This window comes from Streptomyces sp. NPDC054796 (assembly GCF_053611545.1).
The window spans coordinates 1-18,142 of the sequence record NZ_JBSHAO010000010.1 but is presented as its reverse complement, the minus strand read 5'-3'; the positions used below and the strand labels follow the sequence as shown (position 1 = coordinate 18,142).

The 18,142-nt window shown below is 73.1% G+C and carries 18 protein-coding genes; 12 read left to right on the top strand and 6 right to left on the bottom strand.

Annotation, left to right across the window (positions count from 1 at the left end):
• Nucleotides 1–5: 5 nt before the first annotated feature.
• A complete protein-coding gene (locus ACWGJ2_RS10885) occupies nucleotides 6–1,115 on the bottom strand; it encodes a carbohydrate kinase family protein (protein WP_453345700.1) in 1,110 nt (369 codons plus the stop codon).
• A gap of 122 nt (nucleotides 1,116–1,237) precedes the next feature.
• Between ACWGJ2_RS10885 and ACWGJ2_RS10880 the strand changes: the two genes are divergently transcribed.
• The 4 genes from ACWGJ2_RS10880 to ACWGJ2_RS10865 all read left to right on the top strand — a co-directional run bounded on the left by ACWGJ2_RS10880 (nucleotide 1,238) and on the right by ACWGJ2_RS10865 (nucleotide 6,115).
• Complete coding sequence (locus ACWGJ2_RS10880) at nucleotides 1,238–2,062, top strand: DeoR/GlpR family DNA-binding transcription regulator (protein ID WP_453345699.1); 825 nt, start codon at nucleotides 1,238–1,240, stop codon at nucleotides 2,060–2,062.
• The gene (locus tag ACWGJ2_RS10875; protein WP_453345698.1) at nucleotides 2,059–3,447 is read left to right on the top strand and encodes a 6-phospho-beta-glucosidase; all 1,389 of its coding nucleotides are present in this window, start codon (nucleotides 2,059–2,061) and stop codon (nucleotides 3,445–3,447) included. Before ACWGJ2_RS10880 ends, ACWGJ2_RS10875 begins: the two co-directional genes overlap by 4 nt.
• 138 nt (nucleotides 3,448–3,585) lie before the next feature.
• On the top strand, nucleotides 3,586–5,511 hold the full coding sequence (gene nhaA / locus ACWGJ2_RS10870; protein ID WP_453345697.1) for a Na+/H+ antiporter NhaA: 1,926 nt from the start codon (nucleotides 3,586–3,588) through the stop codon (nucleotides 5,509–5,511).
• A 184-nt stretch (nucleotides 5,512–5,695) separates the two neighbouring features.
• Nucleotides 5,696–6,115 (top strand): ATP-binding protein, encoded by a 420-nt coding sequence (locus ACWGJ2_RS10865; protein ID WP_453345696.1) that lies wholly within the window; start codon nucleotides 5,696–5,698, stop codon nucleotides 6,113–6,115.
• 29 nt (nucleotides 6,116–6,144) lie between these two features.
• Here ACWGJ2_RS10865 and ACWGJ2_RS10860 read toward each other — a convergent pair whose 3' ends face one another.
• Both ACWGJ2_RS10860 and ACWGJ2_RS10855 read right to left on the bottom strand, forming a co-directional pair.
• Nucleotides 6,145–7,791: an ATP-binding protein gene (locus ACWGJ2_RS10860; protein WP_453345695.1), complete on the bottom strand. Its 1,647-nt coding sequence runs from the start codon at nucleotides 7,789–7,791 to the stop codon at nucleotides 6,145–6,147.
• A gap of 1 nt (nucleotide 7,792) precedes the next feature.
• The gene (locus ACWGJ2_RS10855) at nucleotides 7,793–8,542 is read right to left on the bottom strand and encodes a response regulator transcription factor (protein WP_453345694.1); all 750 of its coding nucleotides are present in this window, start codon (nucleotides 8,540–8,542) and stop codon (nucleotides 7,793–7,795) included.
• Between the two features lie 166 nt (nucleotides 8,543–8,708).
• Here ACWGJ2_RS10855 and ACWGJ2_RS10850 point away from each other — a divergent pair, with 166 nt between their 5' ends.
• From ACWGJ2_RS10850 to ACWGJ2_RS10835, 4 genes are all read left to right on the top strand, one after another.
• A complete protein-coding gene (locus tag ACWGJ2_RS10850) occupies nucleotides 8,709–10,037 on the top strand; it encodes a glycosyltransferase family 4 protein (RefSeq protein ID WP_453345693.1) in 1,329 nt (442 codons plus the stop codon).
• A 128-nt stretch (nucleotides 10,038–10,165) separates the two neighbouring features.
• Entirely contained in the window at nucleotides 10,166–11,422 is a 1,257-nt protein-coding gene (locus ACWGJ2_RS10845) for an alginate lyase family protein (RefSeq protein ID WP_453345692.1), read from the top strand.
• A 106-nt stretch (nucleotides 11,423–11,528) separates the two neighbouring features.
• On the top strand, nucleotides 11,529–11,843 hold the full coding sequence (locus ACWGJ2_RS10840; RefSeq protein ID WP_453345691.1) for a hypothetical protein: 315 nt from the start codon (nucleotides 11,529–11,531) through the stop codon (nucleotides 11,841–11,843).
• Nucleotides 11,783–12,517: a hypothetical protein gene (locus ACWGJ2_RS10835; protein WP_453345690.1), complete on the top strand. Its 735-nt coding sequence runs from the start codon at nucleotides 11,783–11,785 to the stop codon at nucleotides 12,515–12,517. Before ACWGJ2_RS10840 ends, ACWGJ2_RS10835 begins: the two co-directional genes overlap by 61 nt.
• A 36-nt stretch (nucleotides 12,518–12,553) precedes the next feature.
• On the opposite strand, the gene ACWGJ2_RS10830 is transcribed toward ACWGJ2_RS10835, so the two are convergent.
• The 3 genes from ACWGJ2_RS10830 to ACWGJ2_RS10820 all read right to left on the bottom strand — a co-directional run bounded on the left by ACWGJ2_RS10830 (nucleotide 12,554) and on the right by ACWGJ2_RS10820 (nucleotide 14,483).
• The gene (locus tag ACWGJ2_RS10830; protein WP_453345689.1) at nucleotides 12,554–13,423 is read right to left on the bottom strand and encodes a PaaX family transcriptional regulator; all 870 of its coding nucleotides are present in this window, start codon (nucleotides 13,421–13,423) and stop codon (nucleotides 12,554–12,556) included.
• Nucleotides 13,424–13,555: 132 nt separating this feature from the next.
• Nucleotides 13,556–13,984 (bottom strand): VOC family protein, encoded by a 429-nt coding sequence (locus ACWGJ2_RS10825; RefSeq protein WP_453345688.1) that lies wholly within the window; start codon nucleotides 13,982–13,984, stop codon nucleotides 13,556–13,558.
• 88 nt (nucleotides 13,985–14,072) lie between these two features.
• Nucleotides 14,073–14,483, bottom strand: coding sequence for an organic hydroperoxide resistance protein (locus ACWGJ2_RS10820; RefSeq protein WP_453345687.1), 411 nt, complete (start codon nucleotides 14,481–14,483; stop codon nucleotides 14,073–14,075).
• 122 nt (nucleotides 14,484–14,605) lie between these two features.
• On the opposite strand from ACWGJ2_RS10820, the gene ACWGJ2_RS10815 reads away from it, so the two are divergent.
• The 4 genes from ACWGJ2_RS10815 (at nucleotide 14,606) to ACWGJ2_RS10800 (ending at nucleotide 18,007) form a co-directional block, all read left to right on the top strand.
• Nucleotides 14,606–15,121, top strand: coding sequence for a MarR family winged helix-turn-helix transcriptional regulator (locus ACWGJ2_RS10815; protein ID WP_453345686.1), 516 nt, complete (start codon nucleotides 14,606–14,608; stop codon nucleotides 15,119–15,121).
• A 116-nt stretch (nucleotides 15,122–15,237) separates the two neighbouring features.
• Complete coding sequence (locus ACWGJ2_RS10810; protein ID WP_453345685.1) at nucleotides 15,238–15,915, top strand: uracil-DNA glycosylase; 678 nt, start codon at nucleotides 15,238–15,240, stop codon at nucleotides 15,913–15,915.
• Complete coding sequence (locus ACWGJ2_RS10805) at nucleotides 15,912–16,976, top strand: N-acetylglucosamine kinase (RefSeq protein WP_453345684.1); 1,065 nt, start codon at nucleotides 15,912–15,914, stop codon at nucleotides 16,974–16,976. The genes ACWGJ2_RS10810 and ACWGJ2_RS10805 overlap by 4 nt, the downstream gene beginning before the upstream one ends.
• A gap of 110 nt (nucleotides 16,977–17,086) precedes the next feature.
• Nucleotides 17,087–18,007, top strand: coding sequence for a sirohydrochlorin chelatase (locus ACWGJ2_RS10800; protein WP_453345683.1), 921 nt, complete (start codon nucleotides 17,087–17,089; stop codon nucleotides 18,005–18,007).
• Nucleotides 18,008–18,142 lie beyond the last annotated feature (135 nt).

Below are 18,142 nucleotides of genomic sequence, written 5' to 3'. Positions count from 1 at the left end.
GAAGCTCAGGTGGAGCGGAACCCGATGGTCGGCGTCGCACGCCGCAGCGCCGAGTCGCCCGCCCCCTTGGGCAGCAGGTCCTCCAGGAACCGGTAGCGCCGCAGCACCTCCTCGCCCTGTCCGCCGCACCGGGTGACGTACTGCCACCACGCCGCGACCTCCGTCCAGCCCGGCGCCGACAGGGACCCGCCGAAGTGCTGCACGGACAGCGCGGCCGTCAGGTTGGCGAAGGCGAGGCGGTCGGCGAGGGGCCAGCCCGCGAGGGTGCCGGCCGTGAACCCGGCGACGAACACGTCGCCCGCGCCCGTCGGATCCAGCGCGTTGACGTCCAGCGCGGGCACGTCGGCGCTCTCGCCGGAGAGGGAGTCGACGGCGACGGCCCCGCCCGCGCCCTTGGTCACCACCGCGATCGGCACCAGGTCGGCCAGCGCACGCACGGCGGACTCGGGGTCTTCGGTGCGGGTGTAGTGCTGTGCCTCGGCCGCATTGGGCAGGAACGCGTGGCAGTACGCGAGGTCGGCGAGGGTGTCCGGGTCCCAGGCGCCGGTCTCGTCCCAGCCGACGTCGGCGAAGACCTTGCTGCCCTCCTCGTACGCGTCCCGCACCCAGCGCTCCATCCTGCCGGGCGCCAGGGAGGTGAAGCAGGCGCGGGAGCGGGGCCGCTGGGCCACGCTGACGGAGGGCGGCGGGGCCTCGTGGCCGTGCGAGACCATGGTGCGCTCGCCCTCGTAGGCCATGGAGACGGTGACCGGCGAGTGCCAGCCGGGGGCGCGGTGCGAGGGCGTGAGGTCGATGCCCTCGTCGTCGGCGAGGGACTCCCAGCAGTAGTCGCCGTACACATCGTCACCGAAGGCGGCGGCCAGCGAGGTGCGCAGGCCGAGCCTGCGCAGCGCCGTCGCCATGTTGGCGACGCCGCCGGGGCTGGAGCCCATGCCGCGCGACCAGGACTCGGTGCCGCGCACGGGCGCGTGGTCGAGCCCGGTGAAGATGATGTCGAGGAAGACGGTGCCGGTCAGGAACACGTCCTGGTCCGGGCCTCCGTCGCCGCGCAGGGACGCCAGCGGGTCCAGGCCCGCCGAGGTCGGCGCGGGCCTGGCACTTCCGGTCGTACTCAATTCCTCGCCCCCTGGCCGAAACATGCCGTCGTGTGCCCGATACCTTGCACCGCGCCACCCCAGGAGTGCAATACCTCGGTCATACTCGCGCACAGTCGCTCAATCGCGCTACATTGCCGGGCATGTTGCGCGAGAGCCGCCATGAACAGTTGCTGCGGATCCTCCGCGAGGAAGGCGTGCTGCCGATCGGCGAGATAGCCAAACGGCTCCACGTCAGCGAGGCCACAGCGCGGCGCGATCTGGACGGCCTCGGCAAGGCGGGCAGGCTCACACGCATCTACGGCGGCGCCGTCGCGCACGACGCCGTGGCACGCGGCCCCGCCGAGCGGCCCTTCGCCGACGAGGCGGGCGACGACCTCGCCGCCAAGGACGCGGTGGCACGGGGCGCGGCCCGCATGGTGCAGGACGGCGACACGGTGCTGCTCGACATCGGCACCACCACGCTGCGGCTCGCGCGCCTGCTGCACGGCCGCCGCGTCACGGTGGCCACCAGCAGCCTCGCGGTCTACGAGGAACTGCGCGACGACCCCGAGGTGGACCTCGTCCTCCTCGGCGGCCAGGTGCGGCGCAACTACCGTTCCCTGGTGGGCCACTTGACGGAGACGAGCCTGTCGCAGCTCTACGCCGACCGGCTGTTCCTCGGCACGAGCGGCGTGCTGCCCGACGGCCGGGTGCTGGACAGCACGGACGTCGAGGTCCCCGTGAAGCGGGCCATGCTGTCAGCGGCGCGGCAGGTGGTGCTGCTGGCCGTGGCACGCAAGTTCCCCGGTACGGGGACGGCCCGCGTGTGCGGGCCCGGCGACATCGACGTCCTCGTCACCAACGGAACCAGCGGAGCGGACCAGGCAGCCGGGCCGGAAGAGACCGGCGCACAGCGACATCGGACGCACGACCCGGCACGACTCGCGGCCTTCCGCGAGGCCGGAGTGGAGGTAGTTGAGGTATGAGGCTGACCGTGCTGGGTGGCGGCGGGTTCCGGGTGCCGCTGGTGTACCGCGCCCTGCTGGAGGACACCGGCGACGCGGCGGGACGGTGCACCGAACTCGTCCTGTACGACACGGAGCGCTCCCGGCTGGACGCGATCGGCGCCGTGCTCGCGCGCCAGGCCGAACGTCACGCAGAGCGCCACGCCGAGCTCCACCGCACGGCGGACGGTGCCGCCGCGCACCCCGCGCCCCAGGTGCGTACCACCACCGACCTGGACGAGGCGCTGCGCGGCGCCGACTTCGTCTTCTCCGCCATCCGGGTCGGCGGCCTGGAGGGCCGCACCCGCGACGAGCGCGTCCCGCTCGCCGAGGGCGTGCTCGGCCAGGAGACCGTCGGCGCGGGCGGTGTGCTCTACGGGCTGCGGACGCTCCCGGTGGCCGTGCGCATCGCCGAGCGGGTGGCCGAGATCGCGCCGGACGCCTGGGTCATCAACTTCACCAACCCCGCCGGCATGGTCACCGAGGCCATGGCCCGCGTCTTCCGCGAGCGGGGGCTCGGGGACCGGGTGATCGGCATCTGCGACTCCCCCGTCGGCCTGTGCCGCCGCGCGGCCCGCGCGCTGGGCGCCGACCCGGACCGCGCGGACTACGACTACGTCGGCCTCAACCACCTGGGCTGGCTGCGCCGGGTGACCGTCGACGGGCGCGACCTGCTGCCCGGACTGCTGGGGGACGCGGCGCGCCTGGAGTCCTTCGAGGAGGGCAAGCTCTTCGGCGCCGACTGGCTGCGCGCCCTGGGCGCGCTGCCCAACGAGTATCTGCACTACTACTACTTCAACCGCGAGTCCGTCAGCGCCGTGCGCGGCGCCGAGGCGACGCGCGGCGAGTTCCTGCACCAGCAGCAGGCCCGCTTCTACGAGGGGCTGCGCTCGGGCGACCCGGCGGAGGCGTTCGAGGCGTGGGACCGCACGCGCCTGGAGCGCGAGGAGACCTACATGGCCGAGAGCCGCGAGGCCACGGGCGGCTGGGAGCGGGAGAGCTGCGATCTGGACGGCGGGGGCTACGACCGGGTGGCGCTCGCCCTGATGCGGGCCATCGCGCGCAACGAGCGCACGACGCTGATCCTCAACGTCGCCAACAGGAACGCCGTGCCGGGGCTCGACGCGGACGCGGTGGTCGAGGTGCCCTGCCTTGTCGACGCGGGAGGGGCCCGCCCGCTGGCCACCGGTGCCGTCGCGCCCGACCAGCTCGGCCTGATGCTCTCCCTCAAGGCGGTGGAGCGCTCCGCGATCGAGGCGGCGGAGAGCGGTTCGCGCGACGCGGCCCTGCGCGCCCTGGCGCTGCACCCCCTGGTGGACTCGGTACGGGTCGCCGGACGCATCCTCGACGCGACGGGCGCGTACTGAGCCTGGGCGGGCCCTCAGCCCTCAGCTCTGAGCCCTCAGCCCTGAGCCGCGACGTGCCGGACATGCCGTGCGGGGCCTCCGGGCCGTGCGGCGGAACTATGCGAGGATTGTCCCGTCGTTCGTCGAATGGGCGTGCCAATGGGCAAGGGTTCCACCAGCTCTACCGGTTCCTCCGGCCCGGCCGAAGCCGAGGCCGGTCCCGCCGAAAGAGTGTCACCGGCCCGGCGTCTGGTCGCCCGCGCCGGTGTCCTCGTCAGCACCGACTCCTTCGCCGCCACGCTGCTGCTGGCGGCGACGCTGCTCGCGCTGCTGTGGGCCAACTCGCCCTGGAGCGGGAGCTACGAGGCGTTCTGGCACAGCGAGTTCGCGCTGCGCTGGGGCGACACCGAGCTGGCCATGGACCTGCGGCACTGGGTGAACGACGGGCTCATGGCGGTCTTCTTCTTCGTCGTCGGCCTGGAGGTGCGGCGCGAGCTGGTACTCGGCGATCTCACCGACCGCCGTCGCGCCCGCGTCCCGCTGGCGGCGGCCGTCGCCGGGCTGGCGCTGCCCGCGCTGATCTTCCTGCTCTTCAGCCCCTCGGGCGACGCCTCCCGCGCCTGGGGCGTGGTCATCTCCACGGACACGGCATTCCTGCTCGGCGTCCTGGCCCTGGTCATCCCGCGCGGCGCCGTGCAGTTGCGCCCGTTCCTGCTGGCCCTGGCCGTCGCCGACGACATCGGCGCCCTGCTGATCATCGCCCTCTTCTACACGGAGCACCTCGCCCTCGTCCCGCTGATCCCCGCCGTGTGCGGACTGCTGGCGGTGGTGGTGCTGGCCAGGTTCGACCAGTGGCGGGGCCCGGCCTACTTCGTCGTCTCCCTGGTGGTCTGGCTCGGCGTCGAGGCGTCGGGGGTGCATCCGACGATCGCCGGGGTGGCCATCGCGCTGCTGATGCCCGTACACCCGCCGCGCCGTCAGGACGTCGAGGACGCAGCGCTCCTGGCCCGCCGCTTCCGGCAGTCGCCGTCCGCCGAGTACGCGCGCAGCGCCCGGCAGAGCGTCGATCGCGCCGTGTCCATCAACGAGCGCGCGCACCGGCTCTGGCAGCCCTGGAGCACGCTGGTCATCGTCCCCGTCTTCGCCGTGGCCAACGCGGGCGTGCGGCTCGACGGGGAGACCCTCTCCGCGGCGCTGCGTTCCCCGCTGACCTGGGGTGTCGTGGCAGGGCTCGTGGTGGGCAAGACCGTCGGCATCACGGGGGCCGCCGCCTGGGCCGTCCGCATGGGCATGGGCACCCTGCCCGGCGGGCTGCGGCTTCCCCGGCTGGCCGGCGGCGCCGCGCTCTCCGGCATCGGCTTCACGATCTCGCTGTTCATCATCGACCTGGCGCTTGAGGACCGGGCCCTCCAGGACCAGGCGCGGGTGGGCGTGCTGCTGGCCTCCGTGCTCGCCGTGCTGACGGGCTGGCTGATCACCCGCAGCTACGAACGGCTGCGCCCGGAGGAAGCGTCGAAGCCGCCCGACCGGCTCGTCGAGCCCGTCGACCCGGACCGCGACCACGTGCTCGGCCCGGACGACGCGCCGCTGACGCTGGTCGAATACGCGGACTTCGAGTGCCCCTTCTGCGGGCGGGCCACAGGATCCGTGGACGAGGTGCGCCGCCACTTCGGCGAGCGCCTGCGGTACGTCTACCGGCACTACCCCCTCGGCGACGTCCACCCGCACGCGGCCCTCGCCGCCGAGGCCGGCGAGGCCGCGGCGGCCCAGGGCGGCTTCTGGCCGATGCACGACCGGCTCTTCGCGCGCAGCCACGCCCTCACCTTCGACGACCTCGTCGCGCACGCCGACGCGCTCGGCCTCGACACCGACCGCTTCGCTCGTGAGCTGCGGCTGCGGCTCCACGAGCGGCGGGTGCGCGAGGACGTGCGGACGGGGCAGGCCAGCGGCGTCCGGGGCACCCCGACCTTCTTCATCGGCGACGAACTGCACCAGGGCCCCTTCGACGCGGTCACCCTCATCGAACGGCTCACGGCTGCCGATCCCGGAGACGGGGCGTCCAGGGCGCGTACCGGCAGTACATGAGGCGCCGGGCGCGCCGGGCCGGCTTGTCGTGCACCTCACACATTCTTGTCGTGTCCCTCACACGGTGCGGGCCGGTTGGTGATCTCGCAGGGCGGGCATCACCCGTGCACAGGACCGGTCGTGCGCGGCACGGCCCGACGGCTTGGGAGGGCGTCGAGTGTCCACGAAGGAGGGGGAGGACGTCATGCGTGCGTCCACATACGGCCGCTGGCCGACGGCACGGGCCGAGTACAGCCTGCCGCGGAGGGATTCCTCCGTACGCTGGGCACGGCGCCTGACCAGCGCTTTTCTCGCACATCCCGTCGATCCGGCGCTCACGGGGGATCAGTTGCTCCAGGACGCGACGCTCGTCGTCTCCGAGCTGGTCACCAATGCCACCCGGCACGGTGACGGTGACTGCCGGCTGCGTCTCTACGCGGCGGCGGGGCTGCTCATCGTCGAGGTGCACGACAGCAATCCGTCGCGCCCGCGGATGGGTCCCATGCCGGGGCTGACGGAGAGCGGGCGAGGTATAGCGATGGTCCGGCACGTGGCGCGCAGTTTCTCGGTCACCAGTGACCGGGGCGGGGGCAAGACCGTGCGCGCGGTGCTCGGCCCGAGCTGAGCCCGGCGGGCCCCGCGAGGGTCCGCCGGTCACCGCCCGGTTCCGTTCCCCGGACCTGCCTCCGCTTCGCCACCGGCGTGCGCGTCCGCTCCGGGACCGGAAACGGAACCCCAACCGGAACCGGCACCTGAGCCCGAACCGGAACCGGGCCCCACCCCCGTACGGGAGGAACCGGGGCCCTGAGCCGCACCGGCCGAGCCGGTCGAACCGGCCCCACCGGCCGCATCGTCCGCACAGGTCAGGACGCGGTCGCGGCCGACGGTGAAGCCGATGACAGCACCGCCGCCCTCGCGCCGCCGCGCGAACACGGTGCCGCCGTGCGCCGTCGCCACCTCGCGCACGATGGCGAGGCCCAGCCCGGATCCTGGGAGGCTGCGTGTGTCGGCCGAGCGGTAGAAGCGGTCGAAGATGCGGTCGAGGTCCTCCTCCGCGATGCCGGGCCCCCGGTCGGCGACCTCGACGCACCCCTGGTGCACGGTGATCTCCACAGGGCCGCTGCCGCCCTCGTCGAACTTGGCCGCGTTCTCCAGGAGGTTGGCCATCGCCCGGTGCAGCGCCGAGCGGCGGCCCTCGACCAGGGTGCCGTCAGAGCGCACCGTGACCGTACGCCCCGTGCGGCGCCCGGCGATCGAGGCGGCGTCCTCGGCCACCTCGCCGAGCGGCACCTCGGCCGGGGGCTCGTCGTCCTGCTGGCCCGCCGCCAGGTCCACCAGTTCGTTGACGAGGTCGGCCAGTTCGCGGGACTCGTCGCCCAGGTCGGTGATCAGCTCCTCGCGGGCCTCGGGCGGGAGTTCGTCTATGCGGCGCAGCAGCGAGATGTTGGTCCGCAGCGAGGTCAGCGGGGTGCGCAGCTCGTGGCTCGCGTCCTGGACGAGGCGGCGCTGGTCCTCCATGGAGCGTGCCAGCCGCCCCAGCATGCGGTCGAAGGACCAGCCGAGCCTGGCCACCTCGTCGCGCCCGCCGACGGGCACCTTGGCGTGCAGGTTCCCCGTGCCCGCGACGCCCTCGGCCACCGCGCTCAGCCGCACCAGCCGCCCGGTGATCCGGTGCGCCAGCCACCAGCCCGCGAGGCCCGCGGCGACGATGACCACGACCACGAACAGGGCCGTGCGCTGCTGGAGTTCGCTCAGCAGGTCCTCCGTGTCGCTGAACTGCTGGGCGACCTGGATGGCGCCCCTGCCGCCGCCGAGCGACACCGTCGTCAGCCGGTACTCCGCGTCCTCGACGTTCACCTCGCGGCGCACGGCCTTGCCCGCTTCGCTGTGGGTGGCCATGCCGCGGTCCGAGGCGTTCACCGGGAGCGGCGGACTGCCCCTGTCCACGGTCTCGCCGTTCACGCCGAGGACCTGGACGTCGGTACGGGTGGGGCGGATGAGGTCGTCGCGGGGGCCGTCGTGGTCCGGGTCCGAGGTGGCGTAGTCCCTGGGGGTCAGCTGCTGCTCCCGCACCTGGCTGCGCAGGTCGGCGACCACCTCCGCGTACACCGACTGCTCGTCCACGCGCACCAGCCGCGCCGCCGCGTCGTAGCTGAGGAAGCCGACGAGCACGGTGACCAGGACGGCCACGGCGGCGAAGGAGATGGCGAAGGTGGTGCGCAGGCTGGAGAGCGGGCGCACGGCCAGTCTGGGCAGCGGGCGCACGGCGAGCCTGGGCCGGAGACGGCGCGGCGGCCTCATCTCAGTCCTCCCGCAGTACGTAGCCCACACCGCGCACCGTGTGAATCAGCGCGGGGCGGCCGGGCTCGTCGAGTTTGCGCCGCAGATAGCCGACGTAGACGGCGAGGTTCTTGGAGCCGGGGCCGAAGTCGTAGCCCCAGATGCGGTCGTAGATGGTGGCGTGGTCGAGCACGATGTCCGCGTTGCGTACGAGCAGTTCCAGCAGTTCGAACTCGGTACGGGTCAGGTCCAGTTCGCGCTCCCCGCGCCACGCCCGCCTGGCCTGGGAGTCGATGCGCAGGTCGGCGGCGGTCAGCGGGCCGTACGCGCCCTGCCCCGCCGCCCCCTCCTGGCCGGATGCGCCCTCCTGCTCCGGCGCGGCGTCCTGGCCCTGTGCCGCCTCGACGCCCACCCGGCGCAGCAGGGCCCGCAGCCTGGCGAAGACCTCCTCCACCTCGAACGGCTTGACCACGTAGTCGTCGGCGCCCGCGTCGAGACCGGCGATGCGGTCGGCGGTCTCGACGCGCGCGGTGAGGATGAGGATCGGCGTGCGGTCGCCCTCGGCGCGCAGCACCCTGCACACCTGGAGGCCGTCGACCCCGGGCATCATCACGTCCAGCACCAGGACGTCGGGGCGTCGCTGGTGGGCGGCGGCGAGCGCCTGGACGCCGTCGGCGACCGCGATGACGTCGTATCCCTCCAGGGCGAGCGCACGCTCCAGCGCGTGGCGGATGGCACGGTCGTCCTCGGCGAGCAGCACGGTGTGGTTCACACCCCGCAGTGTGCCAAGGCCGAAGGGCCGCGAACCCCGCTCTGAGCTGCGCGATGCCGCCTTTCTTACCCTGCTCTCACCTTCCGCACGTGGCCGGCTTACCCGGTGGGGGCACGGTGTGATGACCGTGCGGAACGTCCGGCGCCGCCGGGGAAAGGCTGACCGCATGAAGATCGTGTTCCTGCTGCACAACGTCTACGCGATCGGCGGCACCATCCGCACCACCCTGAACCTCGCGACAGCGCTCGCCGATCACGGGCACGAGGTCGCGATCGCCTCGATGACGCGCCACCGCGACAAGCCCAGGTTCGCCATCGACCCACGGATCACGGTGGTGCCCCTGGTCGACATCAGGCCGGGCAGCCCGGACACCCTCGACCCCCTGCACGGCGAGCCCGCGCGCGACTACCCGTCGGCCGACGGGCGGTGGCGCAGCTACAGCCGCCTCAGCGACGTGCGGGCCCGGGACTATCTGGGCTCCTGCGGCGCCGACGTGATCATCGGGACGCGTCCTGGGCTCAACGTCTACCTCGCCCGCTTCGGCCCGCGCGGCGCCCTGCGCGTCGGCCAGGAGCACCTGCGCCACGACGCGCACAAGAAGAGGCTGCGCCGGGTGCTGGCCAGGGAGTACCGCTCGCTGGACGCGCTGGTGACCACGACGGAGGCCGACGCGGAGGTCTACCGCACCCGCATGCGGCTGCCGGGGGTACGGGTGCTCGCGGTGCCCAACATCGTTCCCGAACCGGCCGGGGAGAACCTGGCCTCCGCTGCGTCCGGCGGCAACGGCGAAGGCGAAGGCCCCAAGGTGATCGCGGCGGCGGGACGGCTGGCCCCCGGCAAGCGCTTCGACCTGCTCGTCAAGGCGTTCGCCACCGTCCACGAGAAGCACCCCGACTGGACGCTGCGCATCTACGGAGGCGGCCGTCAGAAGCAGGCGCTGCGGGAGCTGACGGGCAGGCTGGGGCTGGACGGCAGCGTGTCGCTGATGGGGCCGCGCTCCCCCATCGAGAAGGAGTTCGCCAAGGCGTCCTTCGTCGCGTCGGCCTCGGACGCGGAGTCCTTCGGCATGACCCTGGTGGAGGCCATGCGCTGCGGGCTTCCCGTCGTCAGCACGGACTGCCCGCTCGGCCCCGGCGAGATCATCCAGGACGGCCGGAACGGCAGGCTCGTGCCCATGCGGGATGCCGACGCGCTCGCGTCCGCCATGATCGAGCTGATCGAGAACGGCGAGCGCCGCCGGGACATGGGCGCGGCGGCCCGCCTCAGCGCGCACCGCTTCGACCCCGCGCCGATCCTGCGCCGCTACGAGCTGCTCTTCTCCGAGCTGCACGCCACCCGCCACCAGCGCGCCCGGCAGCGCGCCATGGCGCGGCTGGACGAGCGGGTCAGGGCCTGGGTCCGCAGGGTCCGCGCGGCGCTGCGGCGGAGGCCGGCCGGACGGCCCCGGCGGCGCGCGCGGGGCAGCCGGGGAAGCGGAGCGCCGGTCACGGGCTGAGCGGGCGCGCGAAGCCTTGACGAAGGATTGGTCCAGTCCTACGTTCTGCGCATCGCTCGTTCATGTCGCGAACCAGTGTTCGCCAACATGAACCGGTGCCCGTCGTCTCCTCCATTGGAAGGCGCACCATGCCCCCCACTTCCGCACGTCGTCCCGCGCGCCGTCGCACCCTGTTACGGCGCGGAAGACTCCTCGCCGTCGCCGGGACCCTGATCGCCGTCACCGCGGTCCTCGTCCCCCACGGCCTCGCCGCCCCGGCACGCACGTCCACACCCACGACCGCGTCCGCGCCCGCAGCGCCCGACCGGTTCACCCACCCCGGCGTCCTCGTCAGCGCCTCCCAGCTGGACTTCGTCCGCGGGAAGGTGCAGGCGGGCGCGCAGCCGTGGAAGGGGGCCTTCGACCAGATGATGGCCTCGAAGTACGCGTCGGCCTCGCGCACGCCCAAGCCACGGGCCGTCGTGGAGTGCGGCTCCTACTCGAACCCGAACTACGGCTGCACCGACGAGCGCGAGGACGCCATCGCGGCGTACACCAACGCGCTGGCCTGGTACCTCACCCGCGAGGACAAGTACGCCAAGAAGGCGATCGAGCTGATGGACGCCTGGTCGGCGGTCATCCGCGACCACACGAACAGCAACGCGCCGCTCCAGACCGGCTGGGCCGGTTCCGTGTGGCCGCGCGCCGCGGAGATCATCCGCTACACCTACGACGGCTGGTCCCAGGCGGACCGCTTCCGCACCATGCTGCGCGACGTGTATCTGCCCGAGGTCGTCAACGGCTCGCACAGCAACGGCAACTGGGAACTGAGCATGATGGAGGCCGCCGTCGGCATCTCCGTCCACCTGGAGGACAAGGCCGCCTACGACAAGGCCGTCGCCCGCTTCCTGAACCGCGTCCCCGCCTACGTCTATCTGACGTCCGACGGCGCCCTGCCCAGGACGGTGCCGGGCAGCGGGCTCGACACCCGGGACGAGATCGTCAGGTACTGGCAGGGCCAGTCCACGTTCGCCGACGGGCTCACCCAGGAGACGTGCCGGGACCTCACCCACACCGGGTACGGGCTCTCCGCCGTCTCCCATGTGGCCGAGACCAGCCGCATCCAGGGCGCGAGCCTCTACCCGCAGGTCGGGGAGCGGCTGCGGCACGGGCTCGGCTTCCAGTCCACGTACGAGGTGGGCACCCCGGTCCCGTCCTGGCTGTGCGGCGGCAGCCTCGACCTCGGCCTCGGGCCCGTCACCGAGGTCGGCTTCAACGCGCTGCACCACCGCGAGGGCCACGCGATGACCAACACCGAGAAGCTGACGGAGCGCCAGCGCCCGGCGGGCAGCAACAACCTCTTCGTCGCCTGGGAGACGCTCACCCACGCCGAGAACCCCAACTGACGGACCTGTCCGGGCTCCGAAAATTACTCTACACAACCTTGACGCAACCACGGAAAGTTGTAGACGATCACGGTGTCGGACTCGTCCAGCGCGAGGAGGCACGCGAATGGACCCGGACGGGGCGCGGCCTCCCGAGGTCACCTTCCAGCGGAGCCCGGACAGCTACCGGCACTGGACGCTGCGCGTCGAAGGCCCCGTCGCGCGGCTGGAGTTGGACGTGGCCGAGGACGGCGGCCTGGTTCCCGGCTACGAGCTGAAGCTCAGCTCCTACGACCTGGGCGTGGACATCGAGCTGTACGACGCGCTCCAGCGGCTGCGGTCGTCTTCCGGGAGGATGCCGCTCAGCCGTTCGATGACCGGATGCCGACATGGAACCTCGATGCGCGGACCGTATCCCTGTGGACGGTGGCCGGACGCCTGAAGGGCATCCTGTTCGTCTGCTCCCCCCAGGCGCTGAAGCTGCTCGCCTCCCGTAACTTCACCGACCGGGACGGCAAGTACCAGCTCGGCACGCTCAAGGAGAGCGCCTTCGACCCGCTCTCGCGCACCTGCGAATTCATGCTCAAGGAAGAGGCGCACCACATGTTCGTCGGCACGACGGGCATCGACCGCGTGGTGACACGCAGCGCCCAGTTGATCCGCGAGGACGACCATCTGCTCGCGGACGGCGCGGCCGTCCTGGAGACGCCGGGCGAGGACGGCGGCTGGGAGCGGACGGAGGTCCCGGCGCTGCTGGCGCTCAACCTGGACCTGCGCGACGCGTACACCGCCGACTGCCGCAGCGGTGTCGCCCGCTGGAACCGCGTCCTCGACGACCACGGCATCGGCTTCCGCTTCACGCTCCCCCACCCCTGCTTCAACCGGCGGGTGGGCCTGGCCGCCGGCCGTCATGTCACGCCGGACGGCAGGATCGTGGACGAGGCGGAGTGGGAGCGGAACCGTCGGGCGTGGCTGCCCACGCCGGAGGACCTGGCCTTCGTGAAGTCGCTGATGCGGCCCGTGCGGGAGCCCGGCAGGATCGCGGGCTGGATCGCGCCGCCGAGCCGTGGCATCAACGGCCGCCCGCTCGATTACGCGTACGTCCACCTGCCCTGAGCCGCCCCGCGGGGCCTGTCGGGGCTCCGGAAGCGGTCACGCGTCGCCTTCGCCCGACAGCAGTTCCTCCCAGCGCCGCCGCGCCACGGGCCGCCACTCGACGTGACGGCGGTGGAACAGCTCGGCGGCCTGTGCCCCGCTCCAGTTGGCGGGAAGCAGCTCGCGCGGCAGCCGGGGGTCGAGGAAGGGGAAGCGGCGCCACTCGTGCACGAGCCGGGTCTGGGCCTGGAGCACGGCGTCCCCGCCCCGGGGGTCGAGCCCGGCGAACTCGTCGATGAACGCCTCGTAGCGCTCCTCCAGTTCGCGCAGGTCCCACGCCCGCGCGACCATCGTCTCCGCGCTGCCCACCGCGCCGTACGAGGCGGTGAAGGACATGGCGTCGGCGGCGAGTTCGAGGTCCTTCAGCACCTCCAGCGCCTCGGCCTCGCGGTCCGGGTGCGGGGTGATCCAGACGCCCGCCTCGGGCGACCCGAAGCCCGCCCAGCTCAGCCGCGTGCGCAGCCGGTGCCGCAGATCGCGCTTGGTCTCGGGCACGGAGACGAGGATCAGCAGCCAGCTCCCCGCCCAGGGGCGCTCGTCGCTGCCGAAGCCGTAGATCCGCTCGGCGCCCTCGGTCAGCAGCCGCCGCCCCGGCCGCGTCAGGTCCCAGCGCACCCGCCGCCCCACCCGCTCCGAGACGAGCCAGCCCTCGGCGCCGACGCGGGCGAGCGCCTGCCTGGCCGACTTCTCCTCGACGCCGAACTGGGCCAGCGCCTCCACGAGTACGGAGGTCCACACCGGCTCACCGCGCGGGCGGACGTACTCTCCCAGCAGGGTCGTCAGCAGGGAGCGCGCGCTCGTGTGGCTGACCTCCCGGCGTCGGCTGACCACGGGGCGTGCCCCGTCACCGGTGGCCGCGTCCGCCATCGCTCTCCCCTCAACGTTCCCGCACGCCCGCTTCTTTTCCTACGCTAACGCAGCGGAACGGCAGTTTTACGTCGAATCCCGCATGACGTGACCTGGTGTCAGGAAGCACGTGCCGTACGGGTGTCGGGGCGCTCAGTCGAGGCAGAACTCGTTGCCCTCGATGTCCTGCATGACGATGCACGAATCCGTGTCGTCGGCCAGCAGCCGCACGCGTACCGCGCCGAGCGGGAGCAGGCGCGCGCATTCGGCCTCAAGTGCGGCCAGGCGCTCCTCGCCCACGAGCCCGGTACCGACCCGCACATCGAGGTGCACCCGGTTCTTGACGACCTTGCCCTCGGGAACGCGCTGGAAGAACAGCCGAGGACCCACGCCCGAGGGGTCGACGCACGCGAACCACTCTTCCTGGCCCTCGGGCGACCGGGAGCGGTTGAACTCGCCCCACGTGGCGAACCCCTGCGGCGTCGGCGCCACGTCGTACCCCAGCACCTCGCACCAGAAGCGGGCGACACGCTCGGGTTCCGCGCAGTCGAAGGTGACCTGGAACTGCCTGATCGTCGACATCGGCGCACCATAGCAGGGGGCTCCCCGGCAGGGCCCCGCATTTGTCCGGGGCGGGTCCCTGCGGGAAGGGGCCCGGGCTGACAGGCCGTCACTCGATGACGAGCTCCACCGGGATGTTGCCGCGCGTCGCGCGGGAGTAGGGGCACACCTCGTGGGCCTCCCGCACCAGCCGCTCGCCGGTCTCGCCCTCCAGGGAGTCCGGCAGCTCGACGCGGAGGGTCACGCTCAGCGCGAAGCCGCCGTCGTCCTTGCCGATGCCGACCTCGGCCGTGACGGACACCTCCGAGGTGTCGGCCTTCGCCTGCCGGCCCACCACGCCCAGGGCGCTGGCGAAGCAGGCGGCGTAACCGGCGGCGAAGAGCTGCTCGGGGTTGGTGCCCTGACCGTCGCCGCCCAGCGCGGGCGGCGGGGCCAGGGGCAGGTCGAGGTGGCCGTCGGAGCTGACGGCCCGGCCCTCGCGGCCGTTGGCGGTGGCGACAGCGGTGTAGAGCGCGGCCATGGTGACCACTCCCTCTCGTCTCGGTGCTCGTTGACTGACACCGACAACTACAGCACACAATTAAGTTGCGTGCAATCAAAACGCCTACTATTGAACCGCCCGCCCCGCGTTACCGTGGAGGCATGAAGCCGCTTTCCGCCGACGGGGCCGCCCACGCGGACGAGGAGTACCTCCGCCTCGGCCACCAGATCTGTTTCGCCACCCACGCCGCGTCCCGCGCCTTCGGCGACGTCTACCGCGTCGCGCTCAAGGACCTCGGCCTGACGTACTCGCAGTACCTCGTCATGCTGGTCCTGTGGGAGCGCGGCGGCTTGCCGGTGAAGGAGATCGGCAAGCACCTGCGCCTCGACTCCGGAACCCTCTCCCCCCTGCTGAAGCGGCTCGAAGCGGCGGGGCTCGTGGTGCGGGAGCGCAGCCGCGAGGACGAGCGCTCCGTCTCCGTACGCCCGACGGCCGAGGGCAGCGCCCTGCGTGAGCGCGCCACTCTGGTGCCGCGCCGCATCGCCGCGGCCACGGGGCTGTCCCTCGCGGAGATCACCGAACTGCGCGACCGGCTCGCCTCGCTCACCGCCTCGCTCGACGCGGCCGACCCCGAAGCCCTCGCCCCCGACGCGCCGTTGACGGAGTGCGGCGACTGACCGCGGCGGCTGACGGGGTGCGGCGACCGGGACCCCGCGCCGGACGCCCGGCCCGTTCCGGCCTCCGAGGGGGAAGCGGATTCGGCGCGACCGGGGAGCCAGTAGAGTGACGGCTCGTGGCTGCACGACCGTTGAACGAAATCGTCGAACCGGGCTGGGCCAAGGCCCTGGAACCGGTCGCTGAACGCGTCGCCGCGATGGGCGACTTCCTGCGCGCGGAGATCGCCGCGGGAAGAACGTACGTACCCTCGGGGGCGAATGTGCTGCGTGCCTTCCAGCAGCCTTTCGACGACGTACGCGTCCTCATCGTGGGACAGGACCCGTATCCGACGCCCGGCCATGCCGTGGGGCTGTCCTTCTCCGTCGCGCCCGAGGTGCAACCCGTGCCCGGCAGCCTGGAGAACATCTTCCGCGAGATGCACAGCGACCTGGGCCTCCCCCGCCCCTCCAACGGCGATCTGACGCCCTGGACCCGGCAGGGCGTCCTCCTCCTCAACAGGGCGCTGACCACGGCGCCCCGCAAGCCCGCCGCGCACCGCGGCAAGGGCTGGGAAGAGGTGACTGAGCAGGCCATCCGGGCGCTCGTCGCACGCGGCAAGCCGATGGTGTCCGTGCTGTGGGGCCGCGACGCGCGCAACCTGCGGCCCCTCCTCGGCCCCCTCCCCTCCGTCGAGTCCTCGCACCCCTCGCCCATGTCGGCCGACCGAGGCTTCTTCGGCTCGCGGCCCTTCAGCCGCGTCAACGATCTGCTGGCCCAGCAGGGCGCGCCGCCGGTGGACTGGCGCCTGCCGTGACCGGGGGCGCCGCGCGGGCCGACGGCGGCGGCGCACCGGCCGAGTGGATCATCGGGGTCGACTCCGGCGGCTCGGGGCTGCGGATCGCCCTGGCCGAGGCGGGCCGGAGCGCACACGACACCCGGGTGCGCGACGGACACGGCTCCGCGCGCCCCCGGCCCGTCGGCACCTTCGCCTCGCCCGAGCCCGTCCGTACGGACACGTCGGGCATCGACGCCGGGCACATGCTGGAGCTGCTGGTGCCCGCGGCGCGCGCTCTCCTGGCGGAGGCGGGCGCCGGGCCCGCGCCCGCCGTCGGCGCCGTGTGCGTCGGCGCCGCGGGCATGGCCTCGCTCGGGGACGGGCTGCGCGCACGGCTGCCCGGCGCCCTCGCAGAGACCTTCGGCGCGCGGCGCATCGCGCTGGCCGCCGACGCGGTGACCGCGTACGCGGGCGCCCTCGGCGAGCGGCCAGGGGCGGTTGTCGCGGCGGGCACGGGCCTGATCGCCATGGGCACGGACCTGCGGTCCTGGCGGCGCGCCGACGGCTGGGGCCATCTGCTGGGCGACTGCGGCGGCGGCGCGTGGATCGGGCGCGCGGGCCTGGAAGCCGCGATGCGCGCGTACGACGGGCGCGAGGGCGGCTCGCCCGCGCTGCGCGAGCGCGCCGAGGCCGTCTTCGGCGCCCCGCTGAGCGGCCTGCCGGGCCGCCTGTACCCGCGTACGGACCGGCCCGCCGTGCTCGCCTCCTTCGCGCCCGAGGTCGCCCGGTGCGCGGCGGCCGAACCCGCCGACCCCGTCGCCGAGCGCGTCATGCGGGAGGCGGCCCGCGAGATCGCGGTGTGCGCCGGGGCCGTCTGCCCCTCGGGGAAGGCGGCGGACATCGCACTGACAGGGGGCCTCTTCCGCGTCGGGGAGCCGCTGCTCGGGCCCCTGGCTGAGGAGCTGGCAGCACGGCTGCCGCACGCGCGGACGGTCGAGGCCGAGGGGGACCCGCTCGACGGGGCGCTGCTGATCGCGGAACGGCTGGCGCACGGTGCGCTGGAACTGCCAAATGATCCGACGTTGCTGTATATCGGTTGACAGAACCGTCCAAAATTTGTCACACGACGCGCGGTGCGAACCGGTACATACACGGACTCCTCTCCCCCGCCCGAACAGTCAAGCCCATCAAGGCATTAACATGCGGGCGCATGAGCTCCCCCACTGGGCCGGACAATGGCCTGCCCGTACGAATGCCGCGTCCACGCCAGCCCGGAAGGCACCGCCGACCGGAGCCCGTCGTTGCCCCCGAGAACGCGCCCGCGCTGGTGCTGGCCGTTCCTGGCACGCCGTCGAGCACGACGCGCGGCCTCGCCGAGGAGATCCTGAGCATCGCCCGCTCGGAGCTGCCCGGCATGGACGCGCGCATCGGCTTCATCGACGGCGGCGACGAGGAGTTCCCCGGACTGGAGTCCGTGGTCGCCCGAGCCGCCGCCGAGCGCGTCGGCCCCACCGCCCACGAGGGCGGATCCCCTGAGCAGCAGGAGCCGGACGGCCCGACGGCCGTCGTCGTCCCGCTGCTCGCCGGTCCCGACTCAGCGCGCATGCGGCAGATACGGCAGACGGTGCTGGGAAGCGGCCCCGGTGCCGAGGTGACCGACGTCCTCGGCCCGCACCCCCTGCTCGCCGAAGGGGTGCACGTCAAGCTCTCCGAGGCGGGCCTCGCGCGCGCCGACCGGGCCCGGCTCTTCACTGTCGCAACCGCCGCGGACGGCATCGTCCTGGCGGCTGTCGGCGGCGAGGAGGCCGTCCAGGCAGCGGGTATCACCGGGATGCTGCTGGCCGCGCGGCTCGCCGTTCCGGTACTCGCCGCCGGGCTCGACGAGGAGGGCGCGATCGCGCGTACCGCCGAGCAGCTCCGCAGCTCCGGCTCCCAGCAGCTGGCCGTGGCCCCCTGCCTCATCGGCCCCGAGGTCCCCGAGGGGCTGCTGGAGGCCGCGGCGCAGGAGGCGGGCTGTTCCGCCGCCGAGCCGCTGGGCGCCTACCCGGCGATCGGCAAGCTGGTGGCGTCCACGTACGCGGCCAAGCTGGGCATCAACCAGCAGCAGCCCCAGGGGATGCCCGCGCGCTGACCTGCACCGGTCCTGGCTCCGGCCCGGTGCCGTCCCCGGCTCCGGTACCGGTTCCGCTCGCTGTTCCACCGCACCATGGCGCCGTCCCGCGCCGCACCGACGAAGGCCGCACGGAGAGGCGGCGGCCCGCCACAC

Coding starts and splice junctions, on each gene's coding strand:
- ACWGJ2_RS10880 (WP_453345699.1), top strand. CDS start 1,238: ATGTTGCGCGAGAGCCGCCATGAACAGTTGCTGCGGATCCTCCGCGAG.
- ACWGJ2_RS10875 (WP_453345698.1), top strand. CDS start 2,059: ATGAGGCTGACCGTGCTGGGTGGCGGCGGGTTCCGGGTGCCGCTGGTG.
- nhaA (WP_453345697.1), top strand. CDS start 3,586: ATGGGCAAGGGTTCCACCAGCTCTACCGGTTCCTCCGGCCCGGCCGAA.
- ACWGJ2_RS10865 (WP_453345696.1), top strand. CDS start 5,696: ATGCGTGCGTCCACATACGGCCGCTGGCCGACGGCACGGGCCGAGTAC.
- ACWGJ2_RS10860 (WP_453345695.1), bottom strand. CDS start 7,791: ATGAGGCCGCCGCGCCGTCTCCGGCCCAGGCTCGCCGTGCGCCCGCTG.
- ACWGJ2_RS10850 (WP_453345693.1), top strand. CDS start 8,709: ATGAAGATCGTGTTCCTGCTGCACAACGTCTACGCGATCGGCGGCACC.
- ACWGJ2_RS10845 (WP_453345692.1), top strand. CDS start 10,166: ATGCCCCCCACTTCCGCACGTCGTCCCGCGCGCCGTCGCACCCTGTTA.
- ACWGJ2_RS10840 (WP_453345691.1), top strand. CDS start 11,529: ATGGACCCGGACGGGGCGCGGCCTCCCGAGGTCACCTTCCAGCGGAGC.
- ACWGJ2_RS10835 (WP_453345690.1), top strand. CDS start 11,783: ATGCCGACATGGAACCTCGATGCGCGGACCGTATCCCTGTGGACGGTG.
- ACWGJ2_RS10830 (WP_453345689.1), bottom strand. CDS start 13,423: ATGGCGGACGCGGCCACCGGTGACGGGGCACGCCCCGTGGTCAGCCGA.
- ACWGJ2_RS10825 (WP_453345688.1), bottom strand. CDS start 13,984: ATGTCGACGATCAGGCAGTTCCAGGTCACCTTCGACTGCGCGGAACCC.
- ACWGJ2_RS10820 (WP_453345687.1), bottom strand. CDS start 14,483: ATGGCCGCGCTCTACACCGCTGTCGCCACCGCCAACGGCCGCGAGGGC.
- ACWGJ2_RS10815 (WP_453345686.1), top strand. CDS start 14,606: ATGAAGCCGCTTTCCGCCGACGGGGCCGCCCACGCGGACGAGGAGTAC.
- ACWGJ2_RS10800 (WP_453345683.1), top strand. CDS start 17,087: ATGAGCTCCCCCACTGGGCCGGACAATGGCCTGCCCGTACGAATGCCG.